This is a genomic window from Streptomyces sp. Edi2, from assembly GCF_040253635.1.
Lineage (GTDB): Bacteria > Actinomycetota > Actinomycetes > Streptomycetales > Streptomycetaceae > Streptomyces.
Genome location: NZ_JBEJGX010000003.1, coordinates 5644903 through 5664089, shown reverse-complemented (window position 1 = coordinate 5664089; position 19187 = coordinate 5644903). Strand labels below are relative to the sequence as shown.

14 protein-coding genes and 1 pseudogene are annotated in these 19187 nt (G+C 70.7%); 7 read left to right on the top strand and 8 right to left on the bottom strand.

What is annotated here, in order from left to right:
- Positions 1-225: 225 nt before the first annotated feature.
- On the top strand, positions 226-582 hold the full coding sequence (locus tag ABR737_RS28365) for a hypothetical protein (protein WP_350253306.1): 357 nt from the start codon (positions 226-228) through the stop codon (positions 580-582).
- Positions 583-734: 152 nt separating this feature from the next.
- The gene (locus tag ABR737_RS28360) at positions 735-1247 is read left to right on the top strand and encodes a DUF6879 family protein (protein WP_350253304.1); all 513 of its coding nucleotides are present in this window, start codon (positions 735-737) and stop codon (positions 1245-1247) included.
- 139 nt (positions 1248-1386) lie between these two features.
- Here the strand turns inward: ABR737_RS28360 and ABR737_RS28355 are convergent.
- The 3 genes and pseudogenes from ABR737_RS28355 to ABR737_RS28345 form a co-directional block, all read right to left on the bottom strand.
- Positions 1387-1847: pseudogene (locus ABR737_RS28355) on the bottom strand (DUF6879 family protein).
- Between the two features lie 43 nt (positions 1848-1890).
- Positions 1891-2046: a hypothetical protein gene (locus tag ABR737_RS28350; protein WP_350253303.1), complete on the bottom strand. Its 156-nt coding sequence runs from the start codon at positions 2044-2046 to the stop codon at positions 1891-1893.
- Positions 2047-2239: 193 nt separating this feature from the next.
- On the bottom strand, positions 2240-2956 hold the full coding sequence (locus tag ABR737_RS28345) for a PadR family transcriptional regulator (protein WP_350253302.1): 717 nt from the start codon (positions 2954-2956) through the stop codon (positions 2240-2242).
- 136 nt (positions 2957-3092) lie between these two features.
- On the opposite strand from ABR737_RS28345, the gene ABR737_RS28340 reads away from it, so the two are divergent.
- Entirely contained in the window at positions 3093-4433 is a 1341-nt protein-coding gene (locus ABR737_RS28340; protein WP_350253300.1) for an FAD-dependent oxidoreductase, read from the top strand.
- A gap of 91 nt (positions 4434-4524) precedes the next feature.
- Here the strand turns inward: ABR737_RS28340 and ABR737_RS28335 are convergent, their stop codons facing one another.
- From ABR737_RS28335 to ABR737_RS28325, 3 genes are all read right to left on the bottom strand, one after another.
- A complete protein-coding gene (locus ABR737_RS28335) occupies positions 4525-5715 on the bottom strand; it encodes a glutathionylspermidine synthase family protein (RefSeq protein ID WP_350253298.1) in 1191 nt (396 codons plus the stop codon).
- A 15-nt stretch (positions 5716-5730) separates the two neighbouring features.
- Positions 5731-6147: a hypothetical protein gene (locus tag ABR737_RS28330; protein ID WP_350253297.1), complete on the bottom strand. Its 417-nt coding sequence runs from the start codon at positions 6145-6147 to the stop codon at positions 5731-5733.
- Positions 6148-6335: 188 nt separating this feature from the next.
- Positions 6336-13070, bottom strand: a complete 6735-nt coding sequence (locus tag ABR737_RS28325; protein ID WP_350253295.1) for an Ig-like domain repeat protein — start codon at positions 13068-13070, stop codon at positions 6336-6338.
- Positions 13071-13496: 426 nt separating this feature from the next.
- On the opposite strand from ABR737_RS28325, the gene ABR737_RS28320 reads away from it, so the two are divergent.
- The gene (locus ABR737_RS28320; protein WP_350253293.1) at positions 13497-14042 is read left to right on the top strand and encodes a GNAT family N-acetyltransferase; all 546 of its coding nucleotides are present in this window, start codon (positions 13497-13499) and stop codon (positions 14040-14042) included.
- Positions 14043-14172: 130 nt separating this feature from the next.
- Here the strand turns inward: ABR737_RS28320 and pdxR (ABR737_RS28315) are convergent, their stop codons facing one another.
- A complete protein-coding gene (pdxR, locus tag ABR737_RS28315; protein ID WP_350253292.1) occupies positions 14173-15627 on the bottom strand; it encodes a MocR-like pyridoxine biosynthesis transcription factor PdxR in 1455 nt (484 codons plus the stop codon).
- A 47-nt stretch (positions 15628-15674) separates the two neighbouring features.
- On the opposite strand from pdxR (ABR737_RS28315), the gene ABR737_RS28310 reads away from it, so the two are divergent.
- On the top strand, positions 15675-16217 hold the full coding sequence (locus ABR737_RS28310; protein ID WP_350253290.1) for a carboxymuconolactone decarboxylase family protein: 543 nt from the start codon (positions 15675-15677) through the stop codon (positions 16215-16217).
- A 17-nt stretch (positions 16218-16234) separates the two neighbouring features.
- Entirely contained in the window at positions 16235-16966 is a 732-nt protein-coding gene (locus tag ABR737_RS28305) for an isocitrate lyase/PEP mutase family protein (protein ID WP_350253289.1), read from the top strand.
- 166 nt (positions 16967-17132) lie between these two features.
- On the opposite strand, the gene ABR737_RS28300 is transcribed toward ABR737_RS28305, so the two are convergent.
- Positions 17133-17681 carry a carboxymuconolactone decarboxylase family protein gene (locus ABR737_RS28300; protein ID WP_350253288.1) on the bottom strand — a complete coding sequence of 183 codons (549 nt, stop codon included), beginning with the start codon at positions 17679-17681 and terminating at the stop codon, positions 17133-17135.
- 46 nt (positions 17682-17727) lie between these two features.
- Between ABR737_RS28300 and pdxR (ABR737_RS28295) the strand changes: the two genes are divergently transcribed.
- Positions 17728-19182, top strand: coding sequence for a MocR-like pyridoxine biosynthesis transcription factor PdxR (gene pdxR / locus ABR737_RS28295; protein WP_350253287.1), 1455 nt, complete (start codon positions 17728-17730; stop codon positions 19180-19182).
- The last annotated feature ends 5 nt before the right edge of the window (positions 19183-19187 follow it).

Genomic DNA, 19187 nt, shown 5'->3' with positions numbered 1-19187 from the left:
CGTTCAAGGTGCCGGTTCGGTTCCCGAGTGCCCACTAGCCCTCAACTCCCCGATGTGCGCGAGCGCTTAAAGCTCTTAAAAGCCGCTTCCGATGCCACCGTACCGCTGGGCGTAGCGGAGCGGTTGCCCAGAGCGAGGAAGGCCCTCCTCGCAATACGGAGAGGACCCCCGCGACGTGGTGGACGGCCGGGGGCGTGGCCCTCAACTACAAGGAAGTTGACGACATTGCCCCACGCCACAGCGAGGGTCTTCGTCCGGCTGCTGCCGTGGACCAGCCCGGACGGCAAACCGTGCTTCCTGGCAGGCGACGGGACCGGATATGTCTCCCGCATCGCCGACCGGATCGAGGAGGAGCAGCTCAGTTCGGCCGACGATCTCATCGACGAGGCCCGCCAAGTGCTTGCCGCACGGGCGTGGACACCCGGAGAACTGCACCTGCTGGCCGTTGAATTGACCGCAAGCCTTGCCGACGTGCGCCGGGTGGCCGAGAGCCGGGGCGAGCGCTTGACCGCCCTCGCCCACGACGCCCCGGACGAGGCCGACGGCGAAGGGCCCCGGCTTCCGGCGGAGGCGTTCGGATGAGGCGGCCACCGGGCCGGCATTGGTCAATGCTTAGAACCTGCAAGGGTGGCGGGTCACTGACTCCGAGCGTCTGGCGCAGATGGACGTTCCCAGCCATGAGACCGTGATCGAGTTCCCGAAGCGCATGATGCAGTTCTTCCCGGAGGTGAACGGTGGCGACGGCGGAGTCGACGTTTGAGGAGCTGTTCCGGTCAGCCCAGCACTGCGCGTGGCACTTCGAGGCCAGGGACGCATACGCGCTGGACGAGGCGTACCAGGAGTGGGCTGCCGGAAACCACTTCGACCCCGCCGAGCGATGGCCGTGGTGGATCGATCTTGTCTCGGCCTCGGTGGCACGTGGCGTGGAGGTACGCCGAGCGCGGGTCGTCTCGGAACCCGTTTCCGCCTACATCCGGTACGAGCACGCGCTCACCGGTGGACACAACGTCAAGGCCGGAGAGTCGGTGCGCTGGCTCCCCCGTCGGCAAGCCTCATCGTTGCTGTTGCCGGGCAACGACTGCTGGGTCTTCGACCGTTCGTCGGTGCTTTTCAACCACTTCGACGGTGACGGGGAGATGACCGGTGAAGAGCTGGTGACCGACCCCGGTGTGGTCCACGCCTGTGTATCCGCGTTTGAAGCGATCTGGGAACGGGCGACTCCTCACGAGGAGTACCGGCCGGTCTGACGGTACGCACTTGGAAGACTCGGTCGTGACGTCCTCGTGCCGGTCGCGATGAGGTCCGGGGCTTGGCTCTCGGCGTCACAGATCCGGGTCCAGGTTCGAATGTCCGCATCGGAGGGAGGAGTTCGGCCCTGTTCGTGGATCAGACCGGCCTGTAAACCTCGTGCGGGACTGCGCGTTCCCAGACCGCCTCGAAAGACGTTGAGCAGAGCTGCACGATGGCTGGTTCCGTCGTCCGTTCCTCGTCTCCCTCGGGTGACAGCTCGCCATCCCCTGTGAAGTGCAGGAACACGACAAGGCTGTCATCGAACAGCCAGAAGTCATTGCCTGGGAGCGCCAGGTCCGACACCTTACGACGTGGCAGCCAGCGCACCTGCTCGCCGGCCTTTACGTTGCTGGGCGTGAGGTGGTGTTCGAAACGGAGGTAGTCACTCATGGGCTCGGAGAAGATCCGAGCACGACGGACTTCCACACCACGCGTGGTGATCTCTTGCATCAGGGCGAGCCAGGGGCGGGAGGCTGGGTCGCTCTTGGCAGGAACACTTTGCGGTCCTGCCGCCAAGAGACGAATCGCGGGTCGGATCGCATGTACCCGTCCCTCATCTCCAGGTGAACGGCTGAGCGCTTGGCCTGCTTGAACAGCTCGCTAAATGTCAGGTCGGCCGCCACCGCGTACCTCCGGAAAGAACTGCGTCATGTACTTGGGGATCTCCACGACCGTCTCGTGGTCCGGGAGATCCAACTGGGAGAGTCGTTCGTCGTCCAGCACCTTCAGGCCCTGGACCAGGTACTTGTCCGTCACGTCGTCGTAATGGACGGTGGCGGACTTACCCTCGGGGGAGTTCGGGTCCTATCCGAGCATGTGCAAAGCCATGGCACCCTTCTCACTCGTTGAGGAGGCCGCCGGCGGAGTCACCGGTGACGTCCACGGAACGCAGCATCGCCGCCGCCGAGGCCCACAGCGCGCACAACTACCGCCCGCCGTCCGCTGCCCCTCAGGTGTTGTCGCGGGCGGTGGCGGCGATCCGGTCGAGTTCTTCGCGGTTCCAGGTGAACGAGCCGTCGTCCAGTGCGGCGAGGATGCCGTCCACCCATGTCAGTTCGGCCTGGGTGACCGCGCGCAGGTACTCACTCTCGACCAGGGACACCCGAGGAAGGGCGCGCCGCTCGGCTGCTTCCCGGGCTCTTTTACGGTCGTGTTCGGCACGGCGTGCGGCGTCGCGCTCGGCACCGACTGCGGCTCCGGCTTCGGCACCGGCACCGGCACCGGATCCGGCGCCCAGTTCGGCCTCGAGTTCGGCCAGGCGACGGGCGAGGCGGTCGCGCCGCTGGTGCAGCAGGTCCTGGGTGGCCTCGGGGGTGAGCACCGGCAGGAAGGACAGCGCGGCGGGGAACTCCGGGTACTCGTTGCGGGGCGTCGACAGGATCTCGGCCATCCACTGGCGGGCGGCCGCCCGCCCGGCGTCGGTGAGGCGGTAGGTGGTGCGTTCGGGGTAACGCTCGTCGCGCTCGGTGCTGCCGACGGCGATCAGCCCGGCGTCTTCCAGGCGGGCGATCGTGCGGTACAGGCCGGCGCGCTGACCGACGTTGACGACCTGGTCCTTGCCCCACTGCTTGATCAGGCGCTGGATGCCGTAGGGGTGCAGCGGGCCGGCCTCCAGCAGGCCGAGGACCGCCAGGGCCAGCGGGGAGCGGCGGAATGTCGAGGTCACGGAGCGACGGTACACCGACCAGCATCACAACTAGTCGCATCAGATCTAGCTGCATCGTAATTAGTTGCACTGCACCTATACGCCATGCCACTATCCCGGTTCTCAGCCGTTCCTCTTGAGGAAGGAACCGGAATCCATGCACGTGATCATCATTGGCGCCGGCACCGGCGGACTGGCCTTGGCGCACGGCCTGAAGCGGGCCGGTATCAGCTGCGCCGTCCACGAGCGCGACCGCACACGCGGCAGCGGGCTCCAGGGCTACCGGGTGGGCATCGACCCCGACGGCAGCCGGGCGCTCAGCCGTCTGCTGCCCCCCGCGCTCTTCGACACCTTCGTGGCGACCTGCGCGCGCAGCGGCGACCGCTTCACCATGTTCACCGAGAAGTACAAGGAAGTCCTCTCGCTGACCGGGTTCGCCGAGCCGGGCGCGGACGGGGCGGGTGCCGAGCGTTCCGTTTCCCGGATGACGCTGCGCCAGGTCCTGCTGACCGGGCTGGAGGAGCTGGTCCATTTCGACAAGGTCTTCACCCGCTACGACCGGAACCCCGACGGCACGGTCACCGCGCACTTCGAGGACGGCTCCTCGGCCACCGGAGACGTGCTGGTGGCCGCCGACGGGTCCCACTCCCGGGTCCGCCGCCAGTACTTACCGCATGCCCCCTTGGAGGACAGCGGCCTGATCGGGATCACCGGCAAGGTGCCGCTCACCGACGCGACCCGCACGCTGCTGACCCCGCAGGTCATCGACGGCGTCAACATGTTCCTGGCCCCCGGCGGATACTCGCTGGTCGTCCACGTCATGCAGTTCCCGTGGGACGAGCGGGGCCGGCCCCGCCAGGGCATCGGCGCGAGTGACGCCACACTGCTCGACGCCTGGCCAGGCCTGCAGTTCGACAACACCCGCGACTACATCATGCTGGGGTTCGGCGGCGCGGCCCGGAACCTGCCCGCCGGCGTCCTCCGGATGAACGGCCGGCAGCTGCACGACCTGACCGTCGAACTCACCCGCAACTGGGACGCCCGGCTGCGCACACTGGCGGAGCTGGCCGACCCGTCCACCTGTTTCCCCCTCAACATCCGCACCTCTGCCCCGATCGAGCAGTGGCCCACCAGCAACGTCACCCTGATCGGCGATGCCATCCACACCATGACGCCGGGCCGCGGGGTGGGAGCGAACACCGCGCTGCGCGATGCCGAGCTGCTGTGCACCAAGCTGGTCTCGGTCCGCGACCGCGAAGTGCCGCTGATAGCGGCGATCCGCGACTACGAGACGCAGATGATCGACTACGGCTTCGAGGCGGTCAGGAAGTCCCTGGCGCAGATGCGGGGAAGCGATCCGGTCCACAGGCCGGTCATCGGCCGCGCGGTGCTGGCCGGGATGCGTACCGGGATGCGGGTGGTCAACCATCTGCCCCCGCTCAAGCGCAGGATGGCCGCCGCCGCACAGCAGTACCGCGGCCATGACCGCGACGCATAGCGGGGCCCGTCCGGCGGCCGTCGGCCCGACCGGGGTCCCTCGTGGCGAAGGCCGCCCGCATCCGGTACCCCCGCCGCGCCGGGCCGCCGCCTCAGCGGATCACATGCGGCAGGAAGCGGGCGTACTCGTCGGTGACCGGCCCCGCCGACTCCCGGATGCCGAGGCCCGCCGACTCGTCCTCGACGACCCAGGCGCCGAGGACGACCCGATTGCCGTCGAAGTCCGGCAGCGGCGCCAACTCCTGGTAGCAGCAGGGGTCTTCGGGTCCTCGCAGTACGGGTTCGGCGCCCGGCTCGTGCAGGGTGACACCGGCGCCTTCCCGGCCGAGCAGCGGCTTGGCGACGTAGCCACGGGTGTGCGCCAGCTCGCGCGGCCCGTCGAGGTAGGCGGGCAGCAGGTTCGGATGCCCCGGGTACAGCTCCCACAGGATCGCCAGCAGCGCCTTGTTGGAGAGCAGCATCTTCCAGGCGGGCTCGATCCAGAGCGTGGAGCCCGTACCACCGCCGTTGTCGAGGGTGTCCAGGACGAACGGGCCGAAGTCGTCGGTGGCCAGCCACTCCCACGGGTAGAGCTTGAAGCAGGCCCGCATGAAGCGCAGCCGCTGGTCGACGAAGCGGCCCGAGAGCCGGTCCCAGCCGATGTCCTCCATCGAGACGGCGACCGTCTCCAGGCCCGCCTGCTGGGCCGTCTCCTCCAGGTAGGCGACGGTCATCAGATCCTCGCCCAGCTCGTCACCCGCCGAGTGCGCGAAGTGCACCGGCGCACCCGGCGGCAGCAGCGGGGCCTGCTGCTTCCAGGCCGCCACCAGCCGCTCGTGCAGCGAATTCCACTGGTCGGCGCCGGGGAAGCGCTCCTCCATCCAGAACCACTGCGGGCCGGCCGCCTCGACCAGTGAGGTCGGCGTATCGGCGTTGTACTCCAGCATCTTGGCCGGGCCGCTGCCGTCGTAGTGCAGGTCGAACCGCCCGTAGAGGGACGGAAGTTCCTCGCGCCGGCGCCAGGACTCGGCGACCAGGCGCGCCAGCCGGGGGTCCTCGATGCCGAGGTCGGCGAGGCGGTCGTGCTCGACGAGGTGCGCGGCCGCGGCCAGGCACATGCCGTGCAGTTCCTCGACGACCGCCTCCAGGGCCTCGACCTCGGGGAGGGTGAAGGAGTAGTAGGCGCTCTCGTCCCAGTACGGGCGCAGCGAGTCGTCCGGGTAGCGGGTCAGGGGGTAGATCAGGCCCTGCGCCTCAACGGTCTGCTGCCAACCGGGGCGGGGTTCGATGGTGTGGCGTTCCATGCCGCTCGGATCCGCTCAGCCGCCGAAGGAGCCGTGCCGGCCGCCGCCCGATCCGGAGCAGCCGAAGCCGCCCCGGTTGACGGCCGTGGTCTTGCTGAAGGTGCCCTCGTCGGCGTACTTGCCGCCGGCGTTGTCCGGGTCGTAGTACCACTGGCCGTCGACGGGCGTCTTGGCCCCGGTGCCGCCTCGGCCCTTCTTGCCGTATCCGCCGCTTGTGCTTCCGGTGCTGCTGCTTCCGGAGGACGAACTGCCGCCTGCCGAGCAGTTCTTGGAGTCGACGATGCGGTAGCCCTTGAGGGTGTCGTAGCTGTTGCGGTCCACACAGCGCTTGTCGGGCTCGGAGCCGCAGGACGTCAATGCGGCGGCCAGCGCCCCCATTCCGCCCAGTATCACCGTGCTCGACCGCAGCCGCCGACGTGCTTTCTCTGCCATGCCTTGCCTTCCCCCGTAGAACGTCTGTTGGAGCGCAGCCAGCGTAGACGGCACCCGTGGGACCGCCGCAATGAGGTGACGCCTCTTTCCCGGCCGCCTCCGCACGGGACCACCGGGGACGGCACGACGCCGGGCCGCTCTCAGGGGCGGCCCGGCGCTTTGCACTGTTCGGAAGGAGGGACGGAGGGTTACAGGACGGTCTGGGTGTCGGTGTCGCTGGAGCCGGTGAAGTTGGTGTCACCGGCGTAGACCGCCGTGATGAGGTAGACGCCGGTGGTCAGCGGGGTGCTGACCGCGGCGACACCGGAGCCGTCGAGCGTGCCGGTGAGGGTGATGGTGGTCACACCGTCGGTGACGGTGAAGGTGACCGTCCCGGTCGGGACGCCGCTGCCCGGCGCCACCGCCGAGACGAACGCGAGGATCGCGACCGTGTCACCGGAGTTGGACGGGTCGGGGAACGAGGTGGCCGTGGTGGTCGTTGCTGCCTGGTTGACGGTCTGGGTGTCGGTGCCGCTGGAGCCGGAGAAGTTGGCGTCACCGCTGTAGGTCGCCGTGACGTTGTGGACACCGGCGTCGAGTGTGCTGGTGGTGACGGTGGCGACACCGCCGGAGACGGTGCCGGTCAGCGTGCCGCCCCCACCGCCGTCGATGACGAAGACGACCGAGCCGGTCACCGTGCCGGCACCGGGCGGGACCGGCGCCACCGTGGCGGTGAAGGTCACCGCCTGCCCGAAGACCGACGGGTCGGGGGAGGAGGCGACGGTGGTGGTCGTCGACGCCTGATTCACCGTCTGGGTGTCGGTGCCGCTGGAGGCCGCGAAGTTGGTGTCGCCGCTGTAGGTCGCGGTGACGGGGAAGGTTCCCGCGTTCAGCGCGTTGGTCGTGACGCTGGTCGTCCCCCCGGAGAGGGTGCCGGTCAGCGTCGGGCCGCCGGTGATGACGAAGGTGACCGTGCCCGTCGGCGTGCCCGTTCCCGGCGCGACCGGTGCGACGGTGGCCGTGAAGGTCACGGTCTGACCGACCACGGACGGGTCCGGGGACGACGAGACCGCGGTGGTCGTCGACGCCTGGCCGACCGTGTGGGTGTCGGTGCCGGTGGAGGCCGTGAAGTTGGCGTCACCGCTGTAGGTCGCCGTGACCGTGTACACGCCCGCGGTCACCAGACCGCTGGTGGTCACGCTGGTCGTCCCGCCGCTGAGGGTGCCGGACAGCGTCACCGTGGTGACCCCGTCGGTGACCACGAAGCTCACCGTGCCCGTCGGCGTACCGGCACCCGGCGCGACCGGAGCCACGGTGGCCGTGAAGGTCACCGGCTCACCGACGACCGACGGGTCCGGAGACGACGAGACCGTGGTCGTGGTCGACGCCTGGCCGACCGTCTGGGTGTCCGTACCCACCGAGCCGTTGAAGTTGGCGTCACCGCTGTACGTCGCCGTGACGGAGTAAGTGCCCGCGGTCACCAGGCCGTTGGTGCTGACGCTGGTGGTGCCGCCGGTGAGCGTGCCGGTGAGCGTCACCGTGGTGACCCCGTCGGTGACCACGAAGTTCACCGTGCCGGTCGGCGTACCGGCCCCTGGCGCGACCGGTGCGACGGTGGCCGTGAAGGTCACGGTCTCACCGACCACGGACGGGTCCGGGGAGGACGAGACCGCGGTCGTGGTCGACGCCTGGCCGACCGTCTGGGTGTCCGTACCGACCGAGCTGCTGAAGTTGGCGTCACCGCTGTACGTCGCCGTGACCGTGTACACGCCCGCGGTCACCAGGCCGTTGGTGGTCACGCTGGTCGTACCGCCGCTCAGGGTCCCGCTGAGCGTCACCGTGGTGACCCCGTCGGTGACCACGAACGCCACGGTGCCGGTTGGTGTGCCGGCCCCCGGCGAGACCGGCGCCACGGTGGCCGTGAAGGTCACCGTTTCCCCGACCACGGACGGGTCCGGAGCCGAGGAGACCGTGGTGGTCGTCGACGCCTGGCCGACCGTCTGGGTGTCCGTGCCGACGGAGCCCGTGAAGTTGGCGTCGCCGCTGTAGGTCGCCGTGACGGTGTACGTCCCCGCGGTCACCAGGCCGTTGGTGCTGACGCTGGTGGTGCCACCGCTGAGGGTGCCGGTCAGCGTCACCGTGGTGACCCCGTCCGTCGCCACGAAGTTCACCGTGCCGGTCGGCGTACCCGCACCGGGCGCCACGGGAGCCACGGTGGCCGTGAAGGTCACCGTTTCTCCGACCACGGACGGGTCCGGAGCCGAGGAGACCGTGGTCGTCGTCGACGCCTGACCGACCGTCTGCGTGTCCGTACCGACCGAACCCGTGAAGTTGGCGTCACCGCTGTACGTCGCCGTGACCGTGTACACGCCCGCGGTCACCAGCCCGTTGGTGGTCACGCTGGTCGTGCCGCCGCTGAGCGTGCCGGTCAGCGTCACCGTGGTGACCCCGTCCGTCGCCACGAACACCACCGTGCCCGTCGGCGTACCCGCACCCGGCGAGACCGGAGCAACCGTCGCCGTGAACGTCACCGACTCACCCACCACGGACGGGTCCGGGGACGACGAGACCGTAGTGGTCGTCGACGCCTGGGTGACCGTCTGGGTGTCCGTGCCACTGGAGCCGGTGAAGTTGGCGTCACCGCCATACGTCGCCGTGACCGTATGCGAACCAACGCTCAACGCACCCGTCGTGACACTCGCCGTCCCCCCGGACAACGTCCCGGTCAGCGTCGGGCCACCACTGATGACAAACGTGACCGTGCCCGTCGGCGTACCCGCACCCGGCGACACCGGGGCCACCGTCGCCGTGAACGTCACCGGCTGCCCGACGACCGACGGATCCGGCGACGACGTCACCGTGGTCGTGGTCGACGCCTGGCCGACCGTCTGCGTGTCCGTACCGACCGAGCCGGTGAAGTTGGCGTCACCGCTGTAGGTCGCCGTAACCGTGTACACGCCAGCGGTCACCAGACCGCTGGTGCTGACGCTGGTCGTACCGCCGCTCAGGGTCCCGGTGAGCGTCACCGTGGTGACCCCGTCGGTGACCACGAACGCCACGGTGCCCGACGGCGTACCCGCACCCGGCGACACCGGAGCCACAGTGGCCGTGAAGGTCACCGACTCACCGACCACCGACGGATCCGGGGACGACGAGACCGTAGTGGTCGTCGACGCCTGGTTGACCGTCTGGGTGTCCGTGCCACTGGAGCCGGTGAAGTTGGCGTCACCGCCATACGTCGCCGTGACCGTATGCGAGCCGACGCTCAGCGCGCTCGTCGTGACGCTCGCCGTGCCTCCGGAGAGGGTGCCGGTCAGCGTCGGGCCGCCACTGATCACGAACGTGACCGTGCCCGTCGGCGTACCCGCACCGGGCGCCACCGGAGCCACCGTCGCCGTAAAGGTCACCGGCTCACCGAAGACCGACGGGTCCGGCGACGAGGTCACCGTGGTGGTCGTCGACGCCTGGTTGACGGTCTGGGTGTCCGTACCGACCGAACCGGCGAAGTTGGCGTCGCCGCTGTAGGTCGCGGTGACCGTGTGGCTGCCGGCGCTCAGGGCGCTGGTGGTGACGCTCGCCGTGCCGCCGGACAACGTCCCGGTCAGCGTCGGGCCACCACTGATGACGAACGTGACCGTGCCCGTCGGCGTCCCCGCGCCCGGCGGAACCGGAGCCACCGTCGCCGTGAACGTCACCGGCTGCCCGACGACCGACGGGTCCGGCGACGAGGTCACCGTGGTGGTGGTCGACGCCTGGTTGACCGTCTGGGTGTCGGTGTCACTGGAGCCGGTGTAGTTCGCGTCCCCGCCATAGGTCGCGGTGACGGTGTAGACCCCGGCCGTGACCAGGCCGTTGGTGCTGACGGTGGTGACGCCGGCGCCGTCGAGGGTGCCGCTGAGAGTCACCGTCGTGACCCCGTTGGTGATGACGAAGGTGACGGTTCCGGTCGGCACCCCGCCGCCGGGGAACACCGGCCCGACGAAGGCGGTGAAGTTGACCGTCTGCCCCGTCACGGAGGGGTCGGGGAAGGACGTGACCGTGGTCATCGTCGACGCCTGGTTGACGGTCTGGGTGTCCGTGCCGCTGGAGCCGGTGAAGTTCGCGTCACCGCCGTACGTCGCGGTGACGGTGTGCGTGCCGGCGGACAGCGCGCTGGTACTCACGCTCGCCGTGCCCCCGGAGAGGGTGCCGGTCAGGGTCGGACCACCACTGATCACAAAAGTGACTGTGCCCGTCGGCGTGCCCGCGCCCGGCGAGACCGGAGCGACCGTCGCCGTAAAGGTCACCGACTGCCCGACCACCGACGGATCGGGCGAGGACGTGACCGTGGTCGTCGTCGACGCCTGATTGACCGTCTGCGTGTCCGTACCACTGGAACCCGTGAAGTTCGCATCACCGCCATACGTCGCCGTGACCGTATGCGTTCCCACGGACAGCGCACCGGTCGTGACGCTCGCCGTGCCCCCGGACAGGGTGCCCGTCAGGGTCGGACCACCGCTGATGACGAAGGTGACCGTGCCCGTCGGCGTACCCGCACCCGGCGGAACCGGAGCCACCGTCGCCGTGAACGTCACCGGCTCACCGAAGACCGACGGGTCCGGTGAGGACGTGACCGTGGTCGTCGTCGACGCCTGATTGACCGTCTGCGTGTCCGTACCACTGGAACCGGTGAAGTTCGCGTCACCGCCATACGTCGCCGTGACGGTGTGCACACCGGGTGACAGTGCGCTGGTGGTGACGCTCGCCGTGCCCCCGGACAGGGTGCCGGTCAGCGTCGGGCCACCACTGATGACGAAGGTGACCGTGCCCGTCGGCGTACCCGCACCCGGCGCCACCGGAGCCACCGTCGCCGTGAACGTCACCGGCTCACCGAAAACCGACGGGTCCGGCGAGGACGAGACAGTGGTCGTCGTCGACGCCTGATTGACCGTCTGCGTGTCCGTACCACTGGAACCCGTGAAGTTCGCATCACCGCCATACGTCGCCGTGACCGTATGCGTGCCGGCGGACAGCGCGCTGGTGGTGACGCTCGCCGTGCCCCCGGACAGGGTGCCGGTCAGCGTCGGGCCACCACTGATGACGAAGGTGACCGTGCCCGTCGGCGTACCCGCACCCGGCGCCACCGGAGCCACCGTCGCCGTGAACGTCACCGGCTCACCGAAAACCGACGGGTCCGGCGAGGACGAGACAGTGGTCGTCGTCGACGCCTGATTGACCGTCTGCGTGTCCGTACCACTGGAACCCGTGAAGTTCGCATCACCGCCGTACGTCGCCGTGACCGTATGCGTGCCGGCGGACAGCGCGCTGGTGGTGACGCTCGCCGTGCCCCCGGACAGGGTGCCGGTCAGCGTCGGGCCACCACTGATGACGAAGGTGACCGTGCCCGTCGGCGTACCCGCACCCGGCGGAACCGGAGCCACCGTCGCCGTGAACGTCACCGGCTGTCCGACGACCGACGGATCGGGCGAGGACGTGACCGTGGTGGTGGTCGACGCCTGGTTGACGGTTTGGGTGTCCGTACCGACCGAGCCGGTGAAGTTGGCGTCACCGCTGTACGTCGCCGTGACCGTGTGCGTACCGGCGGACAGGGCGCTGGTGGTGACGCTCGCCGTGCCCCCGGACAGGGTGCCGGTCAGCGTCGGACCACCACTGATGACGAACGTGACCGTGCCCGTCGGCGTACCCGCACCCGGCGGAACCGGAGCCACCGTCGCCGTGAACGTCACCGTCTGCCCGACGACCGACGGGTCCGGCGAGGACGAGACCACCGTGGTCGTTGACGCCTGCCCCACCGTCTGCGTGTCCGTACCGCTGGAGCCGTTGAAATTACCGTCGCCGCCGTAGGTCGCGGTGACGGTGTGCGTACCGGGTGACAGCGCGCTGGTGGTGACGCTCGCCGTGCCTCCGGAGAGGGTGCCGGTCAGCGTCGGACCACCACTGATCACGAAGATGACGGTGCCGGTCGGGGTGCCCGCGCCCGGCGAGACCGGGGCCACCGTCGCCGTGAACGTCACCGGCTGGCCGACCGCCGACGGGTCGGGGGCCGAGGTCACCGTGGTCGTCGTGGACGCCTTGTTGACGGTCTGGGTGTCCGTGCCGCTCGACCCGGCGAAGGTGCCGCTGCCGCTGTAGGTCGCCGTGACGGTATGGGAGCCCACGCTGAGGCTGCTGGTGGTGACGCTCGCCGTGCCGCCCGAGAGCGTTGCCGTCAGTGTGGGGCCGCCGGAGATCACGAAGGTCACCGTGCCGGTCGGGGTGCCCGAACCGGGCGGGACGGGGGCAACGGTCGCCGTGAAGGTCACGGCCTGCCCGAAGACCGACGGGTCGGGGGACGAGGTGACCGTGGTGGTCGTCGGCAGCAGGGTCGCCTGCACCGTTTGCGTGTCGGTACCGGCGGACGGATTGAATTGGGCATTGCCGTTGTAGGTCGCGGTGATGGCATGTGTGCCGACGCTGAGACTGCTGGTGGTGACGGTCGCGGTGCCACCCGAGAGCGTGCCCGTCAGGGTGCCGCCCCCGCCACCGCCGATGACGAAGGTGACCGTGCCGGTCGGGGTGCCCGCCCCTGGTGCGACCGGCGCGACGGTGGCGGTGATGGACACCGGCTGCCCGAAGGTCGACGGGTCGGGGGACGAGGTGACGGTCGTGGTCGTCGACGCCTTGTTCACCGTTACGGAGGCCAGGCCGCTGGACGGCGAGAACTGCGCGCTGCCGTTGTACGTCGCAGTGACGGTATGAAAGCCGACGCTGATTCCGCTGACGGTGACGGTCGCGGTGCCACCCACGAGTGTGCCCGTCACGGTGGGCCCGCCGGTGACGACGAAGGTGACCGTGCCGGTGGGTGTCCCGAGCCCTAGCGGGATGACAGTGGCGGTCAGGGTGACCGGCTGCCCGAAGACTGCCGGATTTGGTGATGCGGATGCCAAGGTGAAGGTGGGTGCCATGGAATGGCCCTCCGGGAGGGTGTGGTGAGGGCGGGCCGTTCAGCTCCCCGTAGTGCATGTCGCTCTGCGGGAAGTGGGCATCAACCTGGGGCGCAGGCTCGGTAATTACTCCCGACGGAAATTCGCATCCGGTACCGATGTCCTCCGCCAGGCTGGCAACCCGCCGGTCGATAGCACCAGTAGGCGCGCGAATCATGACGCCGCGCCATAGCCGTTCCGCGCATTTACCCTGAATGGCCCAGCGTGCGGCGGCTCGCACGGCGTCTCGCGGCGCGCGCCGCGGGGCGCGGGGGTGTCGGGTGTTGGTACCGGTGACGCGCGACCGGCGCAGGACCTGGACGTGAGCTGTTTCCGCACTACCTGCAACCCTGTTGCACAACAGCGCAGTTGACGATGACGCCGTGCCGTCGACCGGAGGACGTGACCATGACCGATCCTGAAGGTGCCCAGGTACCGGGGCAGCTGCCCGGCGGGCTGATGCTGCGCCGCCCCACCCCTGCGGACCACCCACGGCTCCAGGTGGCCCTGGCCGAGTGGTGGGGTGGCCTGGGGGGCGAGGCGGGCGCGCTGCAGCGTCAGTTGCTCGTACCGCGCCTCTTTCTGCAGCACTTCGCCGACACCAGCTTCCTGGTCGAGCGCCCGGACGGGACCCTGCACGCCTTCCTGATCGGTTTCCTCTCCCAGACGGACCCCGGGACCGCCTACATCCACTTCGTGGGCGTGTGCCCGCGGGGCCGGAGGGGCGGCATCGGCAGCGCCCTGTACGACCGTTTCTTCGCCACGGCCCGCGCGGCAGGCCGCAGCCGGGTCCGCTGCATCACCAGCCCCAACAACCGCGACTCCATCGCGTACCACACCCGCATGGGCTTCCGGCTGGAGCCGGGCGACCGGTGCGACGAGCACGGCGTACCGGTGCACGAGGATTACGACGGGCCGGGGCTCGACCGGGTGTCGTTCGTGCGGGAGTTGTGATCCCGGGGGCCCGTGCCGTTAGCCCGTATCCCGCATCCGTATGCGTATCCGCATCCGTGCCCGTGCCCGTGTCCGTGTCCGTGTCCGGTACGGCCTCGCCGCTCCTCCCGTCCTCCGCCGTCCCCGCCTCCTACTCCCCTGATGGCAGCTCCCCTGATGGCAGCGCCTTGAGCAAGGCGTCCACGGCTCCCGCGAAGGAGTGGTCAGGCGGGGTGCCGTAAGCCACTACCAGTGCGTCGCGGGAGGCCGGTGGGGCGGTCGGGTCGTGGTAGCGGCTCAGGCCGTCCAGGGCGAGGCCCTGCCGGCGGGCGGCCCGGAGGATGGCCTGTTCGGTGCCGGGCGGGAGTTCCAGTACGGCGTGCAGGCCGGCGGCGATGCCGGAGACACGGACCTGGGGTGCGTGGTCGGCCAGGGCGGCCACCAGTTGATCGCGGCGGCGTCGGTAGCGCAGCCGCATACCGCGAAGGTGGCGGTCGTAGGCGCCGGAGGACAGGAACTCGGCGAGAGTGAGCTGGTCCAGCGCCCCGGACTGCCATTCGCCGGTGCTTTTGAGGGCGAGCACCGGATCGACCAGGCGTTCCGGCAGCACCATCCAGGCGAGCCGTAGCGCGGGGGCGAGGCTCTTGCTCGCGGTGCCCAGGTAGACGACGTGGTCGGGGTCGAGGCCCTGGAGGGCGCCGACGGGCTTGCGGTCGTAGCGGAATTCGCCGTCGTAGTCGTCCTCCAGGATGAACCCGCCGGTGGCGCGCGCCCAGTTGATGGCGGCCGCCCGGCGGTCGGGGTGGAGCGGTACGCCGGTGGGGAACTGGTGGGCGGGGGTGAGGAGGGCCGCGCGTACGTCGTCGAGGGCGGTCAGCTCGTCGGTGCGGGCGCCGCGTTCGTCCACGGGGAGCGCAACGGTGCGCAGGCCCGCGCGGGTGATGACGGCGCGGTGGAAGTCGAGGCCGTACGACTCGACGGCCAGCCGCCCGGTGCCCAGGACGCGGCTGAGCAGGGCCAGCCCCTGCATGAAACCGGCGCAGATGACGATGCGGTCGGGGTCGGCGCGTACGCCACGGGCGCGGGCGAGGTAGTCGGCGAGGACGGTACGCAGCTCGGGGCGGCCGTGGGAGGTGTTGTAGCCGAAGGCCTCGCTGGGGGCGGTGGCCAGCGCACGGCGGGCGGCGGCCAGCCAGGCGGTGCGGGGGAAGGCGGAGACGTCGGGGGTGCCCGGGGTGAGGGCGAAGCGCGGCCGGTCGGCGCGGCCGGCCGGGCCGACCGCGCGGGCTGCGTCGGATGGGCCGGGGGCGCGCCGGGCGGTGGGCGTGGCCCGCGGCAGGACCCGCTCGGCGACGCGGGTGCCGGAGCCCTGACGGGCGCTGAGCCAGCCCTCGGCGATCAGTTCGGCGTAGGCGTCGGCGACGGTGTTACGGGCGATGCCGAGGTCGGCGGCGAGCGAGCGGGAGGAGGGCAGCCGGGTGCCGGGGGCCAGGCGGCCGGACCGTACGGCGTCCCGCAGCGCCCGCAGCAGCGCGGCGCGCAGACCGCCGGGACCGGTGAGGTCCAGGTGCAGATCCCGCCCGAAAGTGGCCCAGGAATTCTCCATGGAAATGGACCATACAGCCATGCCATTGCCGTCGTAGCGTCGTAGACATGACGCCACAGACAGCTCAGCAGACAGCACAGCCCACACCGACCACTTCGGCAGCTCAGGCCGCACAGACACCTCAGGCGGCGCAGCCCGAACACCGGCACGGCCCCCGCCTGCCCTGGGCGAAGCTCGCGCCGGAGGTCTACAAGGCCATGATCGCGCTGGAGGTGGCGGCGAAGAAGGACCTCGACCCGGCGCTGGTCGAGCTGGTGAAGATCCGTGCCTCGCAGCTCAATCACTGCGCGTTCTGCCTCGACATGCACGTCAAGGACGCCCGTGCGGCCGGCGAGACCGAGCAGCGGATCTACCTCCTCAACGCCTGGGAGGAGGCCGCCGACTTCTACTCCCCCAAGGAGCAGGCCGCACTCGCCCTCACCGAAGCCATCACCCTGCTCACCGAGGGCTTCGTTCCCGATGCCGTCTACGACCGCGCCGCCGGCCACTTCGGCCAGGCCGAACTGGCCCACCTGATCGCGCTGATCACCACCATCAACGCCTGGAACCGCTTCGGCGTGTCCACCCGCATGGCCCCGGGACAGGCATGACCGCCGAGGACCGCCCCGTGACAGCCACCGCGCTGCGCGCGCTGCACCACGGGCCCCGGCTGCCGCTGGTCCTCCCCGGCCCCTGGGACGCGGCCAGTGCAAGGGTGTTCGCGGACGCCGGCTTCCCGGCGCTCGCCACCCCCAGTGCGGGCATCGCGGCCTCTCTCGGATACGAGGACGGCCGGACGCCGGCCGACGAGATGTTCGCGGCCGTCGCACGGATCGTGCGGTCCGTGGACATCCCGGTCTCGGCCGATGTGGAGGCCGGATACGGGCTGTCCGCAAAGGAATTGGTGGGCCGCCTCATGGACGCCGGGGCGGTGGGCTGCAACCTGGAGGACACCGACCCTGCCACCGGCGCCCTGCGGGACCCGCTGGAGCAGGCGGACTGGCTGGCCGCGGTCCGGGCCGAGGCCGGCGAGGCACTGGTGCTCAACGCCCGGATCGACACCTATCTGCACGGTGTCCGCGGCACCGAGGAGGCGGTCCGGCGCGGCCGGATGTACGCGGCCGCGGGCGCCGACTGCGTCTATCCGATCCTCGCCCCGCCCCCGGAACTGGCCGCGCTGGCCGCCGGTATCGGCCTCCCCGTCAATGCCGTGGTGACACCGGACGGTCCCACCCCGCGCGAACTCGGCGCCCTCGGCGCGGCCCGGGTCACCTTCGGCCCCGGTCTCCAGCACCGGGCGATGACAGCGGTGGCGGGGATGGCGGAGCAACTGCGGGAGGAACTGGCGGCGGAGGGGTGACGGGCGGCGGGGGCTGGTAGACGGCAGGGGCTGGTAGGCGGCGGGGGCTGGTAGGCGGCGGGGCTGACGGTCTGCGGGGGCTGACGGCCCGCACCCGGCCGGCGGCCCGCCCGTGAGTGCCGGGCCCGCGAGTGCCGGGCCCACGCGTGCCGAGCCCGCCGTGCCGCTACCGCTCGTCCGTCCCCGGCACCTTCCCCGTGCTGATCGCGATCCGGTTCCACGTATTGATCGTGAAGATCAGCGCCAGCAGCCGGGCCAGCTCCGCCTCCTCGAAGTGGCGGGCGGCATGCTCGTAGACCTCGTCCGGCACTCCTCCCTGGGCGACCAGCGTCACGGCCTCGGTGAGGGCCAGCGCCGCCCGCTCCTTCGCGGTGAAGAAGTGCGCCGCCTCCTCCCAGACGGCCACCATGTGCAGCCGCTCCGCGCTCTCGCCGGCCTTGCGGGCGTCGGAGGTGTGCATATGGAGGCAGTACGCACACTTGTTGAGCTGCGAGGAACGGATCTGGACCAGTTCGACCAGGGTGGGGTCCAGGCCCTCCCGCGCAGCGGCATCGAAGCCGATCAGGGCCTTGAAGGCCTTCGGGGCGGCCTTGGCGAAATTGACCCGGGGACTGCGGATCGCCGCCCCCTCCGCCGGGTCCCCCGTGCCCGCCGAGTTCCCCGCGTCCACCGAGTTCCCCGTGCCCGCTTCGCTGACCTGCGCTGTATTCGTCATGTCTTCAATCTAGAAGAGCAGGCGACCGGCTGTAGGGTGCATTTCCATGCCGGAATCATGGGTCAATTCTGCCGAGAGTCTGGGCGCCGATCTGCATCTGGAGCTGACCGGACCCGGCAGCCGCCGCGCCGTCCTCATCCGGGCGCTGCGGGACGCCGTACGGTCCGGCCGCCTGGCTCCCGGCACCCGCCTGCCGCCCTACCGCTCGCTCGCCGCCGACCTCGGCATCGCCCGTAACACCGCCGCCGACGCCTACGCCGAACTGGTGGCGGAAGGCTGGCTGAGCGCCCGCCAGGGCTCCGGCACCCGCGTCGCCCAGGGGCACCTCCCGGACAACATCCGGGGGAGGCCGGAGCCGCTGACGCCCACCCGCGCCCCGGTCCACCGCGCCCCGGCGACCCGCCGCCCGCACAACCTCCTCCAGGGACAGCCGGACGCCGCGTCCTTCCCGCGCACCGCCTGGCTGGCCGCCGCCCGCCGTGCGCTGACCGCCGCCCCGCACGACGCCTTCGGCCCCGGCGACCCCCGTGGCCGCCCCGAACTGCGCCGCGCGCTCGCCGACTACCTGGCCCGCACCCGCGGCGTGCGCACCGACCCCGAACGCATCATCATCTGCTCCGGCTTCGCCCACGCCCTGCGCCTGCTCCTGCCCGCCGTCCTCCCCGGCCCCCTCGCCGTCGAGTCCTACGGCCTCCCCTTCCACCGCCACCTCCTGACCACCGCCGGCCTCCGCACCCACCCCCTCAACCTCGACGAACACGGCGCCGAAACCGCACAGTTGGCACGGCTCGACGGCCTGGGCGCGGCTCTCCTCACCCCCGCCCACCAGTTCCCCACCGGCGTACCGCTCCACCCCGACCGCCGGGCGGCCGCCATCAACTGGGCGCGCGCCACCGGCGGGTTCATCCTGGAGGACGACTACGACGGCGAATTCCGCTACGACCGCAAGCCCGTCGGCGCCCTCCAGGGCCTCGACCCCGACCACGTCGTCTACATCGGCTCGGTCAGCAAGAGCCTGTCCCCCGCGGTGCGCCTGGGCTGGATGGTGCTCCCCGACCGCCTCGTCGACGCCGTACTGGAGGCCAAGGGCGAGCGCGAGGCCTGGGCGGGCGTCACCGACCAGCTCACCCTCGCGGAATTCCTCACCCACGGCGCCTACGACCGGCACATCCGCCGGATGCGTCAGCGCTACCGCAGACGCCGCGACCAACTGGTCGACGCGGTGACCACCCACGCCCCGCACCTCACCGTCACCGGCCTCTCCGCCGGCCTGCACGCCGTCCTCCAACTCCCCGACGACGCGACCGAGTCGGACGAGCAGCGGGCCCTGCGCGCCGCCCGCCGGCAGGGCCTGGCCCTCGACGGCCTCTCCGGCTACCGCCACCCCGCCGCCACCATGCCGGCCCGCCACGGCCTGGTCATCGGCTACGCGACGCCCAGCGACAGCGCCTTCTCCGGCGCCCTGGAGGCGCTGCGTCTGGCCTTGGTCTCCGAAGGCTGAGCAGC

Excerpts from the sequence above, each read along its gene's own strand:
- ABR737_RS28340 (WP_350253300.1), top strand. The coding sequence starts at position 3,093 with ATGCACGTGATCATCATTGGCGCCGGCACCGGCGGACTGGCCTTGGCG.
- ABR737_RS28335 (WP_350253298.1), bottom strand. The coding sequence starts at position 5,715 with ATGGAACGCCACACCATCGAACCCCGCCCCGGTTGGCAGCAGACCGTT.
- pdxR (WP_350253287.1), top strand. The coding sequence starts at position 17,728 with ATGCCGGAATCATGGGTCAATTCTGCCGAGAGTCTGGGCGCCGATCTG.
- ABR737_RS28300 (WP_350253288.1), bottom strand. The coding sequence starts at position 17,681 with ATGACGAATACAGCGCAGGTCAGCGAAGCGGGCACGGGGAACTCGGTG.
- ABR737_RS28310 (WP_350253290.1), top strand. The coding sequence starts at position 15,675 with ATGACGCCACAGACAGCTCAGCAGACAGCACAGCCCACACCGACCACT.
- ABR737_RS28330 (WP_350253297.1), bottom strand. The coding sequence starts at position 6,147 with ATGGCAGAGAAAGCACGTCGGCGGCTGCGGTCGAGCACGGTGATACTG.
- ABR737_RS28325 (WP_350253295.1), bottom strand. The coding sequence starts at position 13,070 with ATGGCACCCACCTTCACCTTGGCATCCGCATCACCAAATCCGGCAGTC.
- pdxR (WP_350253292.1), bottom strand. The coding sequence starts at position 15,627 with ATGGAGAATTCCTGGGCCACTTTCGGGCGGGATCTGCACCTGGACCTC.
- ABR737_RS28320 (WP_350253293.1), top strand. The coding sequence starts at position 13,497 with ATGACCGATCCTGAAGGTGCCCAGGTACCGGGGCAGCTGCCCGGCGGG.